3 protein-coding genes are annotated in these 15,871 nt (G+C 70.6%); all 3 read left to right on the forward strand.

The features are described from left to right. Positions 1-56 precede the first annotated feature (56 nt). From M8C13_RS25640 to M8C13_RS25650, 3 genes are read left to right on the forward strand one after another with little or no spacing between them, the layout of a single operon-like run. On the forward strand, positions 57-10,070 hold the full coding sequence (locus tag M8C13_RS25640) for a non-ribosomal peptide synthetase/type I polyketide synthase (RefSeq protein WP_305883998.1): 10,014 nt from the start codon (positions 57-59) through the stop codon (positions 10,068-10,070). Beyond that, positions 10,067-11,308 carry an ACP S-malonyltransferase gene (locus M8C13_RS25645; RefSeq protein WP_252483249.1) on the forward strand — a complete coding sequence of 414 codons (1,242 nt, stop codon included), beginning with the start codon at positions 10,067-10,069 and terminating at the stop codon, positions 11,306-11,308. Before M8C13_RS25640 ends, M8C13_RS25645 begins: the two co-directional genes overlap by 4 nt. Then, entirely contained in the window at positions 11,305-15,870 is a 4,566-nt protein-coding gene (locus M8C13_RS25650; RefSeq protein WP_252483250.1) for a type I polyketide synthase, read from the forward strand. The genes M8C13_RS25645 and M8C13_RS25650 overlap by 4 nt, the downstream gene beginning before the upstream one ends. The last annotated feature ends 1 nt before the right edge of the window (position 15,871 follow it).

The raw sequence follows: 15,871 nt of genomic DNA on the forward strand, positions 1-15,871 counted from the left end.
AGAGTCATGAACAGCTTCGTGCTTCTGATCGATAGCCGGTACGGGAGGCGGCGCCGATGACGGCTCCGTGGATTCTGAGCGCACCGAGCAGCCAGGCCTTACGTGACCACGCGGATCGGCTGCGGCGGCAGATCGAGGACGGTGTCGCCGACCCGCGCGATGCGACCGGGTCCCTGGCCTCGGCGCGGCGCGCGCCAGCCCACCGGGCCGTCCTGCTCGCGCACGGTGACGACTGGCTCGAGCCGCTGACCGCGGTGGCCCAGGGGCGCCCGAGCGCACGGGCGGTGCGCGGCGTCGCCGCGGACGAGGTCCACCCGGTGTTCGTCTTCCCCGGCCAGGGCACGGTATTTCCGGGCATGGGCGCTGACCTGCTGGACTCCTCTCCAGTGTTCGTCAGGCAGATCAGCGACTGCGCTGAGGCCCTCGCCCCGCACGTTGACTGGTCACTTGTCGACGTCATGCGCGCCGACGGCCCGGCACCGGAGCTGCACCGGCCAGACGTGGTGGAGCCGATGCTCTTCGCGATCATGGTCTCGCTGGCCGGCCTGTGGCGCTGGCACGGGGTCGAGCCGGGTGCAGTGGCCGGCTTCAGTCTCGGTGAGATCGCGGCGGCGTACGTGGCCGGTGCGCTACCCCTCGATGAGGCCGCGCGTATCGCCGTGCTGTGGAGCCGGGCGCACGTGCCGCTGGTGGGCCAGGGCACCATGGCGATGGTCGGTCTGACCGTCGCCGAGGCCAAGGACCGCTTCGACGCCCGCGGCGCCGACCCTTGCGACGCCGTCGACATCGCCGGGGTGTTCGCGCCTCGGTCGGTGGTGATCGCCGGAGCCGGCCCGGTCATCGCCCGCGTTGTCGAGGACCTGCGCGATGAGGGGACCTACGCCCAGAAGCTGTCCGTCGACTTCCCCGCGCACTCGCCGCAGGTGGAGCAGCAGCGCGAGGCTCTGCTCGCTTCCCTGGGCCGGATCGTCCCGCGCTCGACGGAACTCCCCTTCTATTCCAGCACCACCGGCGGGCGGCTGGACACCGGCGAGTTGGACGCCGAGTACTGGTACCGCAACCTCCGCAGCCCGGTGATGTTCGAGCAGGCGGCCCAGGCCGCGCTCGCCGACGGCCACCGGGCGCTGGTCGAGCTCAGCGTGCACCCGGTGCTGATCGGCCCGATGCGCGAGATCGTGACCGCCACCGGCGGTGACGTGCCGGTGATCGGCACGCTGCGCCGCGACCAGCAGGGTCCGGCCCGCGTCGTCTCCTCGCTGGCGGAGGCATGGGTGCACGGCGTGCCGGTCGACTGGGAACGTGCTCTGCCGGAACCCGGTCACGGCACCGACCCGCCCGCGCCCGTCGATCCAGTGGTCCCGGGTTCCGGTGACCTGGTCGAGGCGATTGCCTCCTGCATCCTCAACGAGCTGGAGAACGCTTCGCCCGGCGGCGCCTCAGACCCGGCCCTCCTCGGCGCGAACCTGTTCGACCTCGGCCTCGACTCGGTGCAACTGGTCTCTCTGCAGGCCAGGCTTGAGCGTCGGCTGGGAGTCCGGCTGGAGAGCACCTGCATCATCGACCATCCCGAGCCGGCCGCGCTGGTCGAGGAGATCCGGCGGACGCTCACCGCCCGCAACGGCGCGCAGACGGCCCCACCCCGTGCGGTCGCAGCCGCGTCCCCGACCTCGCCGTCCGGGCCGATCGCGGTGATCGGGATGGCGCTACGACTGCCCGGTGGCATCGGAACCCGGCAGCAACTCTGGGAGGCACTGAGCGAGCAGATCGACGTCGTGGAGCCGGTTCCGGACGGCAGGTGGGCGCACAGCCCGCTCGACACCACCGAGGTGACGACCACCCGAGGCGGCTACCTGCGCGGCATCGACCTGTTCGACCCGACCTTCTTCGCCATCTCGCCGAGCGAGGCCGAGTTGATGGACCCGCAGCAGCGGCTGCTCCTGGAGCTGACCTGGGAGGCGTTCGAGGATGCCGGCATCGACCCGTACACCGCAGGCGCGGCCGGCCGAGTCGGGACGTTCGTCGGGATCTACAACAACGACTACCGCCAGGTCGGGCAGAACCTCGGGTACTCCCACGAGGCGTACACCTACACCGGCAACATGGCGAACGCGGCCGCCGGACGGATCTCCTACACCTTCGGTTTCGAGGGTCCCAGCATGGCGATCGACACCGCCTGCTCGTCCTCTCTCTACGCCCTGCACATGGGTAGCCGGGAGCTGAAGCACGGCGGATGTGACCTGGTCGTCGCCGCAGGGGTGAACCTGATTCTCAGCCCCGAGGGGCACCTGTCGTGGTCGCGACTGGGCGCGCTGTCGCCGTCGGGCCGGTGCCGCAGCTTCGACGACGGCGCAGACGGCTACATCCGGAGCGAAGGCGGTGTCGTCGTTCTCCTCAAACGCCTGGCCGACGCCGAACACGACGGCGACGACGTCCTCGCCGTGCTGCGCGGTTCGGCGGTCAGCCACAACGGCCGCAGTGGCGGCTTCACCGTCCCCAGCGGTATCGCCCAGAGCCGGGTGATCGAGGAGGCGATGGCCGAGGCCGGTGTCGGGATCGAGGACGTCTCCTACGTCGAGGCCCACGGTTCCGGGACGCCGATCGGCGATCCGCAGGAGATCAACGCCCTGGCCCGGGTCTTCACCGGTCGCACGACCAAGGTCGGCCTCGGCAGCGTCAAGTCCAACCTGGGGCACCTGGAGTCGGCCGCCGGCATGGCGGCGCTCTGCAAGGTCGTTGTCTCCCTCCAGAACGAGCGCCTGCCGGCCACGTTGCACTTCCGCAGCGGCAACCACCTCGTCGACTGGGACCGCGTCCCCGTCGAGGTGGTCGCCGAGGAGATCCCATGGGAGCCTTCGGGCGGGCGACGCCGGGCGGGAATCAGCTCCTTCGGGATCAGCGGGACCAATGCCCACATCGTCGTCGAGGAGTACAAGCACCGGGCGGAACCGCGCCGTGCCGCGCCCGCCCCCGCGATCCCCCGCCTGCTGCCGGTCTCGGCGAACTCCGACGCGGCGCTGCGGACCGCGCTGCGCGACCTTGCCGACTGGAGCGCCGGCACCACGGCCGATCTCGATGACATCGCGCACACCCTGGGCAGGCGACGCGGCCTCAAGCACCGCAAAGCCCTGGTCTGCGCCACGACGGACGACCTGCGGGCCGCCGCCGGCGTGGACCTGAACAAGGACCCGGCCGACGTCGACCACCGCGCGGCGAGCCCGGTGTTCCTCTTCTCCGGCCAGGGGACGCAGTACCCGGGGATGGCCCGGGAGCTGTATGGCCACGCCGAGGTCTTCCGCCGCGAGTTGGACGAGCTGGACCGCGAGTTCCGTCGGGCCGCGGACATCTCTCTGCTGAAGGTCATGTTCTCCGAGGAGGCCGGGGAGCACTTCCGGTCACCACTGCACACCCAACCAATGATCTTCGCCGTCGGGCTGGCGCTCGCCCGGTACTGGAAAAGCTGGGGCATCACCCCCGCCGCGGTCATCGGGCACAGCATCGGCGAGTACGCCGCGGCCTGCTTCGCCGGCGTCATGACCCGTGCACAGGCCGTCGACCTGGTCGTGTGCCGGGCGCGGGTCGTCGCGGACTCCTCGGCCGACGGGTCGATGGCGACCCTGCTGTGCTCCCCAGAGCGGGCACGGGAACTGCTCGACGGCTACCCGGACGTCTCGCTGGCGGCAGTGAATTCCTCGGCCAATGTCACCGTCTCCGGCCCGGCCGAGAGCCTGGCCGCCGTGCTGAAGGCCGCGCGTGGGCAGCGCGTCTTCGTCGAGCGACTGGACGTGTCACACCCCTTCCACTCGGCGCGGATGGTCTCGGCGGCCGAGCGCCTGCACGCCCAGATCCACGATCGGCGCTTCGACGACCCGTCAGTCACCTGGATTTCCGCGCAGACCGCCCGGCCAGTGGCAGCAGGGGCCCCGATCGATGCCGGCCATTGGAGCCGGCACCTGGTCGAGCCCGTCCTGTTCCGGGACGCCGTCGCCTCGGCCGTCGGGTCGGGACTCCGCACCTTCGTGGAGATCGGTGCCACGGCGACGCTCGGCGGGCTCGTCGCCCAGGAGTTCGGTGACGACGTGGTGGTCCTTCCGAGCCTGCGTAAGGGCAGGTCCGATCTGCGGCAGCTGCTCGGCACCGCCGGTCGGCTGTGGGAGCTGGGCGCCGAGTTGGACCCCCGCCACCTCGCGGGCGCCGGGCGAGTGGTCCATGACCTCCCGCACACCCCGTTCGACAGGCAACGGATCTGGTACCGGGACCGCACCGGAGAAGGCAGCGCGCCCATGAACACCGGAGTCGACGGCCCTCCGGCGAACGGCTCCGTCAACGTCGGCGCCACCGCGACCGACGCACGCCGGGCGGTTGAGGAGAAGGCGGTCGGGCTGGTCGTCACGCAGGTGCTGAGCGAGGTCACCGGTGTGGCGACCACGGCGCTGGGCCGCGGCGTCGAACTATTCTCACTCGGTGTCGACTCGCTCATGCTGGTGCAGGTAGGCAAGCGCATCGAGAAGGCGTTCGCACTCGACATCCCGGTCACGACCTTCTTCCAATCGCTCCACACGGTGGGGCAGCTGATCGACTTCGTCGCCCGGAACCGCCCGGTGGAGGAGAGCTCTCCCGAGCCGAATCTGCCGGTCGCCCCGTCGGACACTGCCGTAAGCGTTCACCAGGGGAGCACCGCGGCGTCCGGGGCGCCCTCGGGCACCGGCCGAACCGGTCCGCCCGGCTTCGGCCTGGAGGCGGTGATCCACTCCCAGTTGGCCCTCATGCGGCAACAGCTCCAGGCCCTCTCCAGCACCGCGCCGGCCGACGGGCCCGCGCCGCAACGCCGGCCGTCGCGGACGGTCCGGAAGGTCGGCTCCTACAACAACAACATCTCGCTGCGCGAGGACCGGCTCACCGCGCGGCAGCAGCGGTTCGTCGACGACTTCGTCACCCGCTACACCGCCAGGACCGCGGGGTCGAAGAAGTACGCGCGCTCCCACCGGCAGATGCTCGCCGACTGGATCGCCTCGCTCAACTTCGACACGAGCCTGAAGGAGACGGCCTATCCGCTGGTGTCCGCCCGGTCTCGGGGCGCCGAGTTCTGGGACGTGGACGGCAACGAGTACATCGACACCGGGATTGGGTACGGCGTCCACTTTTTCGGCCACCAGCCCGACTTCGTCATGCGTGCGGTGCGGGATCAGCTCGAGGCCGGATATGAGCTGGGGCCCCAGAACAAGGTCGCCGGCGAGGTCGCGGAACTGATCCACGACATGACCGGCGCCGAGCGGGTCACGTTCTGCAACACCGGCACCGAGGCCGTGATGGTGTCCCTGCGGCTGGCCAGGGCGGTCAGCGGGCGCGACAAGATCGTGCGGTTCACCGACTCCTACCACGGCAGCTCCGATGGCGTCCTGGCCGAGAGCGACGGGACCGGTAGCGTTCCGCTGACCATAGGCATCCCGCCAGCCATGATCGAGAACACCCTCGTGCTCAGCTACGGCGCCGAGGACTCGCTGGACCGGATCCGGCAGCACGGCGAGGAGTTGGCCGCCGTGCTGGTCGAGCCGGTGCAGTCACGCAACCCGGGCCTGCAGCCCGCGGGCTTTCTCCGGGAACTCCGGCGGATCTGCACTGAGCATGGGATCGCGCTGATCTTCGACGAGATGATCGTCGGCTTCCGGGTCGAGCTGGGGGGCGCGCAGTCGTACTTCGGGGTCGAGTCCGATATGTCGCTGTACGGCAAGCTCGTCGGCGGGGGGATGCCGGTGGGTATCGTCGCCGGCCGGAGCAAGTACCTCGACGCCGTCGACGGCGGGGCCTTCTCCGACGCCGACGACTCCCGGCCGGCGGTGCCGACGACATTTTTCGCCGGGACGTTCTGCAAACACCCGCTCACCATGGCGGCCTGCCGGGCGGTGCTGACGAACCTGAAGGAGGGCGGTGCGGAGCGGCTAGCCCGACTGAACCGGTTCACCGACGACTTCGTCCAGCGGGCCAACGACTACTTCGACCGCGACGACGTGCCGATCCGGCTGTCGCACTTCGCCTCGATGTACAAGTACGAGACGGTGGCGCCGCGCGACGTGGTCACCATGACCCTCACCGCGAACCTCTTCTTCAAGCTGCTGGCCCACCATGGCGTCTACGTGTGGGAGCGGCGCTCGGGGTACTTCTCGCTGGCCCACACCGAGGAGCACAAAGACCGCATCCTCGAGGCATTCCGTGTTGCCGTGCAGGCGATCCGGGCCGGAGGCTTCGACTTCCGGCGAGCTAGGTCGGCTGGTCGCACCGGTGATGGTGCAACCGGCGCGCGGCGCGTGCCCGCCGCGACGCCGCAGCCCCCCGGCCTGATGGCGCTCTCGGCCGAGGAGAAGCGCGTCTACGTGCTCTCCCGCATGCGCGGCGGGAACGCGGCCTACCAGGTTCCGGCCCGGCTGCGCTTCGACGGCCCGCTGGATCCGGCCCAGGTCGATGCGGCGTTCCGGGCTGTGGCCCGCAGGCACCCGAAGTTGCGCTGTCGCTACGAGATCGACTCCACCGACGTCATCTGCCGGGTCCAGCCGGACGTCGAGCCGGAGTTCCACCTCTTCGACGGAGCCAGCGCCGAGGAGGTAGCCGCGGTGATGAACGCGCCGCTGGAGTTGTCCAGGGCGCCGTTGTGGCGCTACGGGATCGTCGTCGGCGAGGACGGCACCCACGATCTCGTGGTCTCCTTTCACCACATCATCGTCGACGGCCGCGCGCTGGAACTGATCATCGACGAGCTCGCCGACCACCTGACGCACGGGCGGCTGACGAGCACCGGCGAGCCCGCGGACTACGCCGAGCACGTCCGCCGGCGGTCCGAGTTGCCCGGCGGGGCCGGCTACGAGGACCACCGGCGGTGGTGGCTGGGCGAGTTCGAGACCCTGCCCTCGCCCCTGTCCGTTCCGACCGACGCTCCCCTCCCGGTCGTCAACGACTTCAACGGACGCCACTTCTACGCCGAGATCGACCGTGAGGTGCACGAGGCGGCCAAGGCGGTGATCCGTCGGCACCGGACGACGCCGTTCGTCTTCTACCTGTCCTTGTGGTCGGTGCTGCTGGCCAAGACGGGCGGCGAGACGGATCTGTGCGTCGGCGTGCCTCTGGACCAGCGGATCCTGGGCCCGTTCGACGGCACGGTCGGAATGTTCGCCCAGTCGTTGCCATTGCGCTTGCGCCCGACGCCCGAGACCCGGCTGTCGGACTTCCTCCGGCAGGTCCGCGACACCAGCGTCGCGGCGATCGAGCACTCGCACTACTCCTACGACGCGCTGATCGAGGAGTTGGAGCTGGAGCGCGATTACGGTCGCAACGCGCTGTTCGACACGATGTTCATCTACACGAACGCGCGGAAGCGCGCTCGCCGGTTCGGTGCGCTCACTGGCACGACCGTGGACTTTGGCATGCGCGGCTCGATGCTCGCCATGACGCTCGAACTGGTCGAGCGCGACGGTGGCCTGTTCGTCGACCTGAACCACTCCGACGTCTACGGCGAGCAGCGGATCGCCGACCTGATGGACATGTACCGCGCCCTGCTCGCGAGAGCGGTGGAGGACCCCGACCGCAAGATCGGCGAGATACCGCTCGTCGAGGAAGCCACGGCCGAACGTCTCCTGTCCTGGGGCGCCGGTCCGTCCGTACCGGACGTGCCGCGCCTCGGGGAGCTGTTCGACCGAGCGTTCGCCACACACGCCCGGCGGCCGGCGATCCGCTTCCGTGGCGAGGAGACGACCTACGCGCAGTTGGCCGAGCGCGCAGGCCGGCTCGCCGCCCGGCTCCGCGACTCCGGAGTCGGGAAGGGGGACCTGGTCGCGCTACTGCTGCCGCGATCACCGGACCTCGTCGCGGCCATGCTGGCCGTGCACCGCGTCGGTGCCGCCTGGCTGCCGCTGGAGGTCACGAACCCTCCGGAGCGGCTGCGCTCGATGATCAAGACTGCCGCCCCGGCGAAAGTCCTGTGTGCTCCGGGGATCGCGGAGACCCTGGAACTGGGCGCGATGACGATGACCATCGGCGAGGAGGACCTGCCGGATGCGGCGGCGCCGGCGCCGGAGTCCGACAAGCCGGAGGACCTCGCGTACGTCATCTTCACCTCCGGCTCCACCGGCCGGCCGAAGGGCGTCACGGTGACCAACCGTGCGCTGGCGAACTTCCTGTGGGGCATGCCGAGGGCGCTCGGCTGGGCGGAGAACGCCACGGTGGCGTGCCTGACCACCCCGTCGTTCGACATCCACCTCCTGGAGACCCTGATGACGCTGGTCACCGGTGGGACCGTGGTCCTGGCCGACGAGGCGGACACCCGCACGCCGGCGGCGATCGCGGAGTTCGTCGATGGCAACGGCGTGCGGTACCTGCAGATGACGCCGAGCCGGTTGCGGATGTTGTGTGCAGATCCGGACGCGGCTCGGGTGGCACTGGAACCGCTGGACAAGCTGGTCGTCGGCGGCGAGGCATTCCCGGAGGACCTGCTGCCGGACTTGTGGGCCCGGTCGTCGTGCCAGGTCTTCAATGTCTACGGGCCCACCGAGACCTGCATCTGGTCCAGCGTCAAGGAGCTCACCCGCGACGCGTCCGTCAGCATCGGCACGCCCATTTCCAACACCACTTTCTACGTGCTCGACGGCGACCTTCAGCTCGTTCCGGAGGGAGCGGTCGGTGACCTGTGGATCGGCGGCCACGGCGTGTCACCCGGGTACCTGCACCGGCCCGAGCTCTCCCGCGAGGTGTTCCGCGAGAACCCCTTCGGCGAGGGACGGATCTACCGCAGCGGGGACCGGGCGCGGTGGCGGGATGGCGAGGTCCACTGCCTGGGCCGGGTGGACAACCAGGTCAAGGTCCGCGGCTACCGGATCGAGCTGGAGGAGATCGAGCTGGCGATCACCGGGCACGAACTGGTGGCTGGGGCCGGGGCGGTCGTCGACGAGATCTCGCCGGGGAACCGGGTCATCCGCGGGTTCTACGCGGTGCGCGGGGACGCGGACCTGAACCCGCAGTCGCTGAAGGACTTCCTGTCCCGGACGCTGCCCGGCTACATGGTCCCCGCCACGCTCACGGCGGTGCCCGAGGTGCCCATGACGACAAGCGGCAAGGTCGATCGCACGGCACTGGCACGCCAAGGCACCCCGCCGCCCGGACCGGGGCGGACGGAGGTGTCCCCGGCGGTGAGCGAGGACCTGCTCAAAGCCTGGAAGTCGGTTCTCGGTGACGTCTCGTTCGGCCCGGACGACAGCTTCCTCGATCTCGGCGGCAACTCCTTCAGCCTCGTCCTGTTGCTGGAACAGCTGAACGTCGCATACCCCGGGGTGCTCGACGTGAGCGACTTGTTCGCCGAGCCCACCCTTGGCGGCCTGCAGGAACTCCTGCAGCGGAAGCTGGCGCGGCACGGGCAGGCTGGCTCCCTGCCCGAGGTCGGTGTGCGACTGCCCGAGTCCTGGTTCGCACCGGAGCGGGGCGCCGAGCGGGCCGACGGGACCGTCGAGGTCGTGCTGCCTGCCCGGGTCCGGGCCGCGCTGAACCGGGCGGGCGAGGGCGGTGAGCGCGCGGCGCAGGCGCTGGCCCATGCCGCGTTCGCCCTGACCGTCGGCAAGACGCTCTCCTGCGACGATGTCACGCTCTGCGTAGTGCTCGGGCGCGACCGGGCGGTCCCGGTTCGCCTCGATGTCCTCGGCCGGGCCGACCTGTCCGACCTGGTGGACGACTACCTGCGCCTGGTCGCTCTGCCGGGCGGCGAGGTGCACCTCGACCGGATCCGTCCCGGCCGCGGCGCCGGCGGCATGGTGACCATCGCCTGTGCGGACCGCCTGCGCGCCGGGGAGAGCGACATCCTCCGGCACGCCGACATCGTCCTGGGCACCGCCGTGACCGCGCAGTCTGCCGCCGTGGCTCTCGCGCACCGGCGCGAGATCGACCCCGGAGCCGCGCACCGGCTGTTCGACAGCTACGTGCGGCTGCTGGGAGTCCTCGAATCCCCCACGGCCCCGGTCGGCTCCCACGCCCCACCCCACACATCCGGCGCCACACCGGGACACCTGCACGCATCGGCACGGAAGGACCAGACATGACCGACCTCGCGCTCGTGTTCCCCGGCCAGGGATCCCAGTTCTCCGGGATGGGCCGCCGCTGGTTCGAGTCGGAGAGCAGCGTGCGGGAACGTTTCGCGCAGGCGTCCGACCTCGTGGGCTACTCCCTCGCCGACCTCTGTTTCACCGAGTCCCCGGCCGAGCTCACCCGGTCCCGGCACGCGCAGATGTCGTTGCTGGTCCTGAGCTTCGCGATGTACGAGGTGCTCGGCCGGGACCGGCAGCTGCCGGTCTCCTACCTGGCCGGGCACAGCCTGGGTGAGATCACCGCGCTGCTCGCGGCAGGAGCAGTGGGCTTCGAGGACGCGGTGCGCCTGGTCAAGGTCCGCGGCGAGGCCATGGAGTCATGCACGGCTGCCGCCGACACCGGGATGATCGCCGCGCTCCGGATGCCGGTGGCCGAGGTCGAGAGGTGCGTCGAGGAGTTCAACTCCGGCGGCCGCACGGTGCAGGTGTCCAACTACAACGCCGAGCGGCAAACCGTCCTGTCCGGGACGCTCGCGGACCTGCAAGGGATCACCACCCTGCTGGAGGACCGGGGCGGCAGGGTTGCCACGCTCAACGTCGCAGGCGCCTTCCACAGCGTGTTCATGGCCGATGCCGTGCCCGCCTACGTGGCGGAGATCGAGAAGATCGAGTTCACACGGCCGGGTGTCCCAGTTTGCAGCACCGTCACCGGCCGGCTGTACGAGAGCGCACAGGAGATCAGGGACGCCCTCGCCGTCCAGCTCACCAGCCCGGTCCGGTGGGACGCCGTGGTGTCCACGCTCACCGCCCGAGGGGTGACACTGTGGATCGAGGTGGGGCCGAAGAACGTGCTCACCAGAATGATCACCGGTGCCGGGGCGGTGGCCCACAGCCTCGACGAGGACACCGACGGAGCCCACAAGGCGCTCGAGCGGGCTATCGAGGAGCGGAGGAACCGTCCCGGTCTCGTCGGGCTGTGCCTCGGCGCGGCCGCCGCGACCCGGAACAGGAACTTCGACGACGACGAGTACGCCGCCGGTGTGATCACGCCCTACCGCCGACTCCAGCAGTTGTCCTCGACCGAGGAGGACGAGCTCACCGGCGAGCAGCGGCGGGAAGCCCTTGACCTCCTGCGCGGGATCATGCGGACAAAGGGCGTGCCGGAGGCCGAGCAGCAGGAGCGGATCGCGTCGATCCTGCGGCGCGCCGGTGACACTGAACTGTTCGTGCCGATCCGGGCGACCGGGTCATGAACCCGCTGCTGGCCATCGGTGACCTGGACCTGGCGGAACTTCCCGAGGCCGCCGACGTGCGGATCGCCCGATCCGACCCAGGACGCGGTGACGTCCCGGTCGCGATCATCGGGATGAGCGGGCGGGTGGGCGAGGCCGTGGACCTCGAGGAGTTCTGGCAGATGACGGTCCGCGGCGAACGGGGCCGGCGTGACCTGTCCGAGGAGCGACGCGCCGACGTCGACGCCTACCTGGCCGCGCGCGGGGCGCCGTCGCGGCCCTCGCGGGAACGCTACTGGGGCGGCACCCGGCTGCCCTCCGTGGCGGAGTTCGACTACCCGTTCTTCTCGATGTCCCGCCAGGAGGCACGGGCCCTCGACCCGAACCAGCGGATCTTCCTGGAGACCGCGTGGGCCGCGCTCGAGGACGCCGGCCACCTCAACGCCGAGATCCGGGGCCAGCAGGTGGGGGTCTACGTGGGCATGTCGACCGACTTCGGCGACGACTACCGGACGATGATCCAGGCAATCGCCCCCGACGCCCCGGAGATCTCCGTCGCCGGGAACGTCAAGTCGATCATCGGCAGCAGGATCGCCTACCTGCTGAACCTGCGAGGACCGTCGATGCTCATCGACACGGCGTGCTCGTCCGGTCTGGTCGCCGCCTACACGGCCTGCCGCGCGATCCAGCGCGGGGACTGCACGATGGCGCTCGTCGGCGCTGTGAACTGCGACCTGCTCCCGGTCGTGGCCGACAGTTCCGGCATCGGCATCAAGGACATCCAGGGCACCTCGTCCCGGGATGGCCACACGCGGACCTTCGACCGCAGGAGTGACGGCACGAGCCCGGCTGAGGGCTGCATCGTCCTCGTGCTGAAGGCGCTCGACCGGGCGCAGCGCGACGGCGACACCATCCGCGCGGTCATCCTCGGCGGCGCGATCAACCAGGACGGCGCCTCCAACGGTATAACCGCCCCCAACGCGCAAGCGCAGGCCGACCTGATCGACTCGGCACTCGCCGACGCGGGCGTCCGGGCGGATCAGATCAGCTTCATCGAGGCACACGGCACGGCGACCCGCCTCGGCGATCCGGTCGAGATCGGCGGGATCGAGCGGGCCTTTGCCCGGCACACCTCCCGGAAGCAGTTCTGCGGCATCGGCACCGTGAAGACCAACATCGGCCACATGGACAACGCGTCCGGCCTGGCGGGGCTGGCCAAGCTCGTGCTGTCGATGCGACACCGGACCCTGCCGGCGAGTCTCGGATTCGACGAGCCCAACCCGAACATCGTGTTCCCGCTGTCACCGGTCTACGTCAACGACCGCACGGTGCCGTGGGGCGACGACCGGACCGAGACCCTGTACGCGGGCATCAACAGCTTCGGCCTGAGCGGGACGAACTGCCATCTCGTCGTGCGCAGTGCCGACCCGGTCCCCGAGCCGGAGCGGGTGGCTGCTCCGGCCCCGGTGCTGCTCCCGCTGAGCGCGCCGGACACCGCGGGCCTGAAACGGCTCGTGGCGCGTTACCTAGCGTTCTTGAGCGCGAACGAGGTGGATCTGGCCGACCTCGGCTTCACCGCGTCGACCGGGCGCCTGCACCACCGGGCACGTGTCGCGTTCGTGTTCGAGGAGCGGCAGGAGCTGCTCGCGCTTCTCGCGCGTCACCTCGAGGATGGCCCCGGCACGGCACCGAACGGGGACCTCACCGCCGGGGAGTTCCGACTCGTGGTCGGTGGCGGCGAGCCGCGTGACCCGCGTGATCTCACCCCCGAGGAGCAGAAGCGGTTAAGCCGCGAGGCGGCGCTGCTGCTCGACGGGACACTCGCTCGTGACGGCTTGCGACGGCTCGCCTCACTTTATGTCCGCGGCGCCGACATCGACTGGCGGGCTGCGGCGCGGGGCGAGCGCCGTATCCCGCTGCCGACCTACCCGTTCGAGCCGTTGCGGTGCTGGATCAAGGCCGACGGTCCGACTCCCCGCGGCGGGCCGGCCGCCGGCGCCCACCTGGTGCGGACGCTGGACCGGGACATCGCCGTGTGCCGGCTCTCCCCGCACCGGTTCTGGGAGCTGGCCGAGCATCGCATCGACGGGCTCAGCGTGCTCCCCGGTACCGGACTGGTGGAGATGATCGTGCAGGTCGCCAGGCGGCTGGGCCATACCGGCTCCGCGATGACGCTGCGGAGGGTGCAGTTCGCCGCGCCGCTCGCGGTTGACGACGGTGCGGAAGCCGAGGTCCACGTCATCATCGGGGCCGGGGCCGGTCCGGGGACCGCCGAGGTCACCGTCGCCGCCCAGAGCACGGACGGGATCTGGGTGCGCCACGCCACCGCGGAACTCGTCACGGAGATCGCCGCAGCGGCGGCCGGACCGATCGATCCGGACGGCCTGCGGCGCCGGTTGACTCGCGAGCTGGGCTACGACGACCAGCTCGACCGGTCCAAGGGGCTGACCCTCGGCGAGCGCTGGACCGGGAGTCTGCGCGGCGGCTGGGCGGATCGTGAGCTGACCGAGATGCTCTACGAGCTCGAGTTGCCGGTGCGGTTCCGCGACGAGATCGACGACTACGCCCTGCACCCGGCACTGCTCGACACGCTGATCAACGCACCCAGCAACCTCTACGACGAGGACCGGCTCTACCTGCCGCTGTCCTACGGCCGGCTGACGATTCACGGCCCGTTGCCAGCCCACGTCCTGGCGCACTTCCGGAAACGGCCCGCCTCGGTCGAGGGTCGGCTGTACGCGTTCGACGTGACGGTCGCCGACCCCACCGGTCGGGTCGTGCTGACGGTGGAGAACTACTGCATCAAGTCGGCGGTCGACCTCGACCTGGGCGGTGCCGGCGGCTACGGGTACGTGCAGGCCTATCAGTTGACCGACCCGCCAGTCGACGCCGGCGCCGGCCGGGGTGGCACCGTCCTGCTCTGTGGCGGCTTCGGTCCGATGCTTGCCACCCTCACCAGCGAGATCCGGGCGGCGGGCTACGACTTTCTGCACGTGGCCGACGCCGCTGACGACCAGCTCGGCGAGGGCCGTGAATTCGCCTTCGGGATTCTCGCTGGCATTCCGGATGACTCCGTCGCACCGCTGGCAGAGCGGGTGGTCGAGCCCGTCGACAGGACTGTCGCGCTCGTGCAGTTCCTCGCCGCCCGCCGTCCGGAACTCGCCGGTGGCCTGGTGGTCCTGACCCACACCGCGCTCGCGGTCACCGGCGAGGAGCCCGCACCTGATCCGGGGCAGGCCGGCGTGCTCGGCCTGATGCGCGTCGCCGGCCTTGAACACCGGGCGCTGGGCATCCGCTGCGTCGATATCGACGAACGCACTCCGCCGAGGGTCCTGATCGACGAGGCGCGCGGCCTCGACCGACCGGCGTTGCTGTTCTACCGGGACGCGCGGCCGTACGAGCCGGTGATCGAGCGGCGCGGGATTTCGATGCGGGACGGGACGCGCGGTCCGGTCCCGCCTGACGGGCTCACCGTCGTCTCCGGCGGTACGGGCGGGCTGGGCACCGCCGTGGCGCAGGACCTGGCCCGGCAGGGGTTCCGGCGCATCGTCCTGCTGGGCTCGGAGCGGGAGGGCGTCGCGCCCGGCCCCGGATCAGGGCCGGAGGGCGACCCCGCCGTCACCGAGGTCGTCCGGCTGGACATGGCGGACCCGCGGGCGGTCGAGCGCGCCGTCGTCGACCTGAGGGAGCGGTACGGCCGGATCAGCGGGGTGCTGCACCTGGCCGGTCGGCCGGGGATCGGGTTCCTGCACACCAAGAGCATTGACGAGTTCATGGCCGTGTACCGCCCGAAGGCGGTCGGCGGGGTCGCTCTCCACGAGGCCACCCTGGGTGACGACCTGGACTTCTTCGTGGCGTTCTCCAGCATCTCCGGGCTCCTGCTGAACCAGGGCCAGTCCGACTACACCGCCGCGAACCTGGTGCTCGACAGCCTGGCCCAGTACCGCAGGGCCCGGAGCCTGCCCGCGCTGAGCATCCAGTGGCCCGCGTGGCGGGAGACCGGGATGGCCGCGCGCCTGCACGCCGTGGACGAGGACGAGCTCTTCCCGCCGGTCGGCCCGAGCGAGGGGACCGGGCTGCTCCGGGCACTCATGGCTGAGCGTGACCACCCGCCGGTCGTCATGCCAGGCCGGAGACGTGCGGTGACGGCGGCGGCCACCGCGCGGGCGAGCCGCACGACCGACGCCGCCGGCGCGCCGGCCGTCGCGCTCTACGGGCTGGATGGCGTCGGCGCAGTCGAGCAGGCCGTCGCCGAGATCTGGGCGCGGACGCTCGATGTCACGGAACTGGACGCCCACGACAAGTTCGACGACCTCGGCGGCAACTCTCTGCTGGCCTCGCAGATGTTGAGGCATTACGACGAGCGTTTTCCGGACCTCATGGACATCACCGACCTGTTCCGGTTCACCACGATCGCCGATCAGGCGGCGTGCGTCGCCTCCCGGCTCGGCGCCGAGAGCACCGGTGCGGCCGGTGCGCCGGCACGAGCGACCGACATGGCCGGTGCGGACGACATCGACCGGCTGCTGGACATGGTGGAGCAAGGCGAGATCACGGTGGAGGAGTCCCGTGGCCTGCTGTAAC

Origin of the sequence: Crossiella sp. SN42 (assembly GCF_023897065.1) — a bacterium.
Classification (GTDB): Bacteria; Actinomycetota; Actinomycetes; order Mycobacteriales; family Pseudonocardiaceae; genus Crossiella.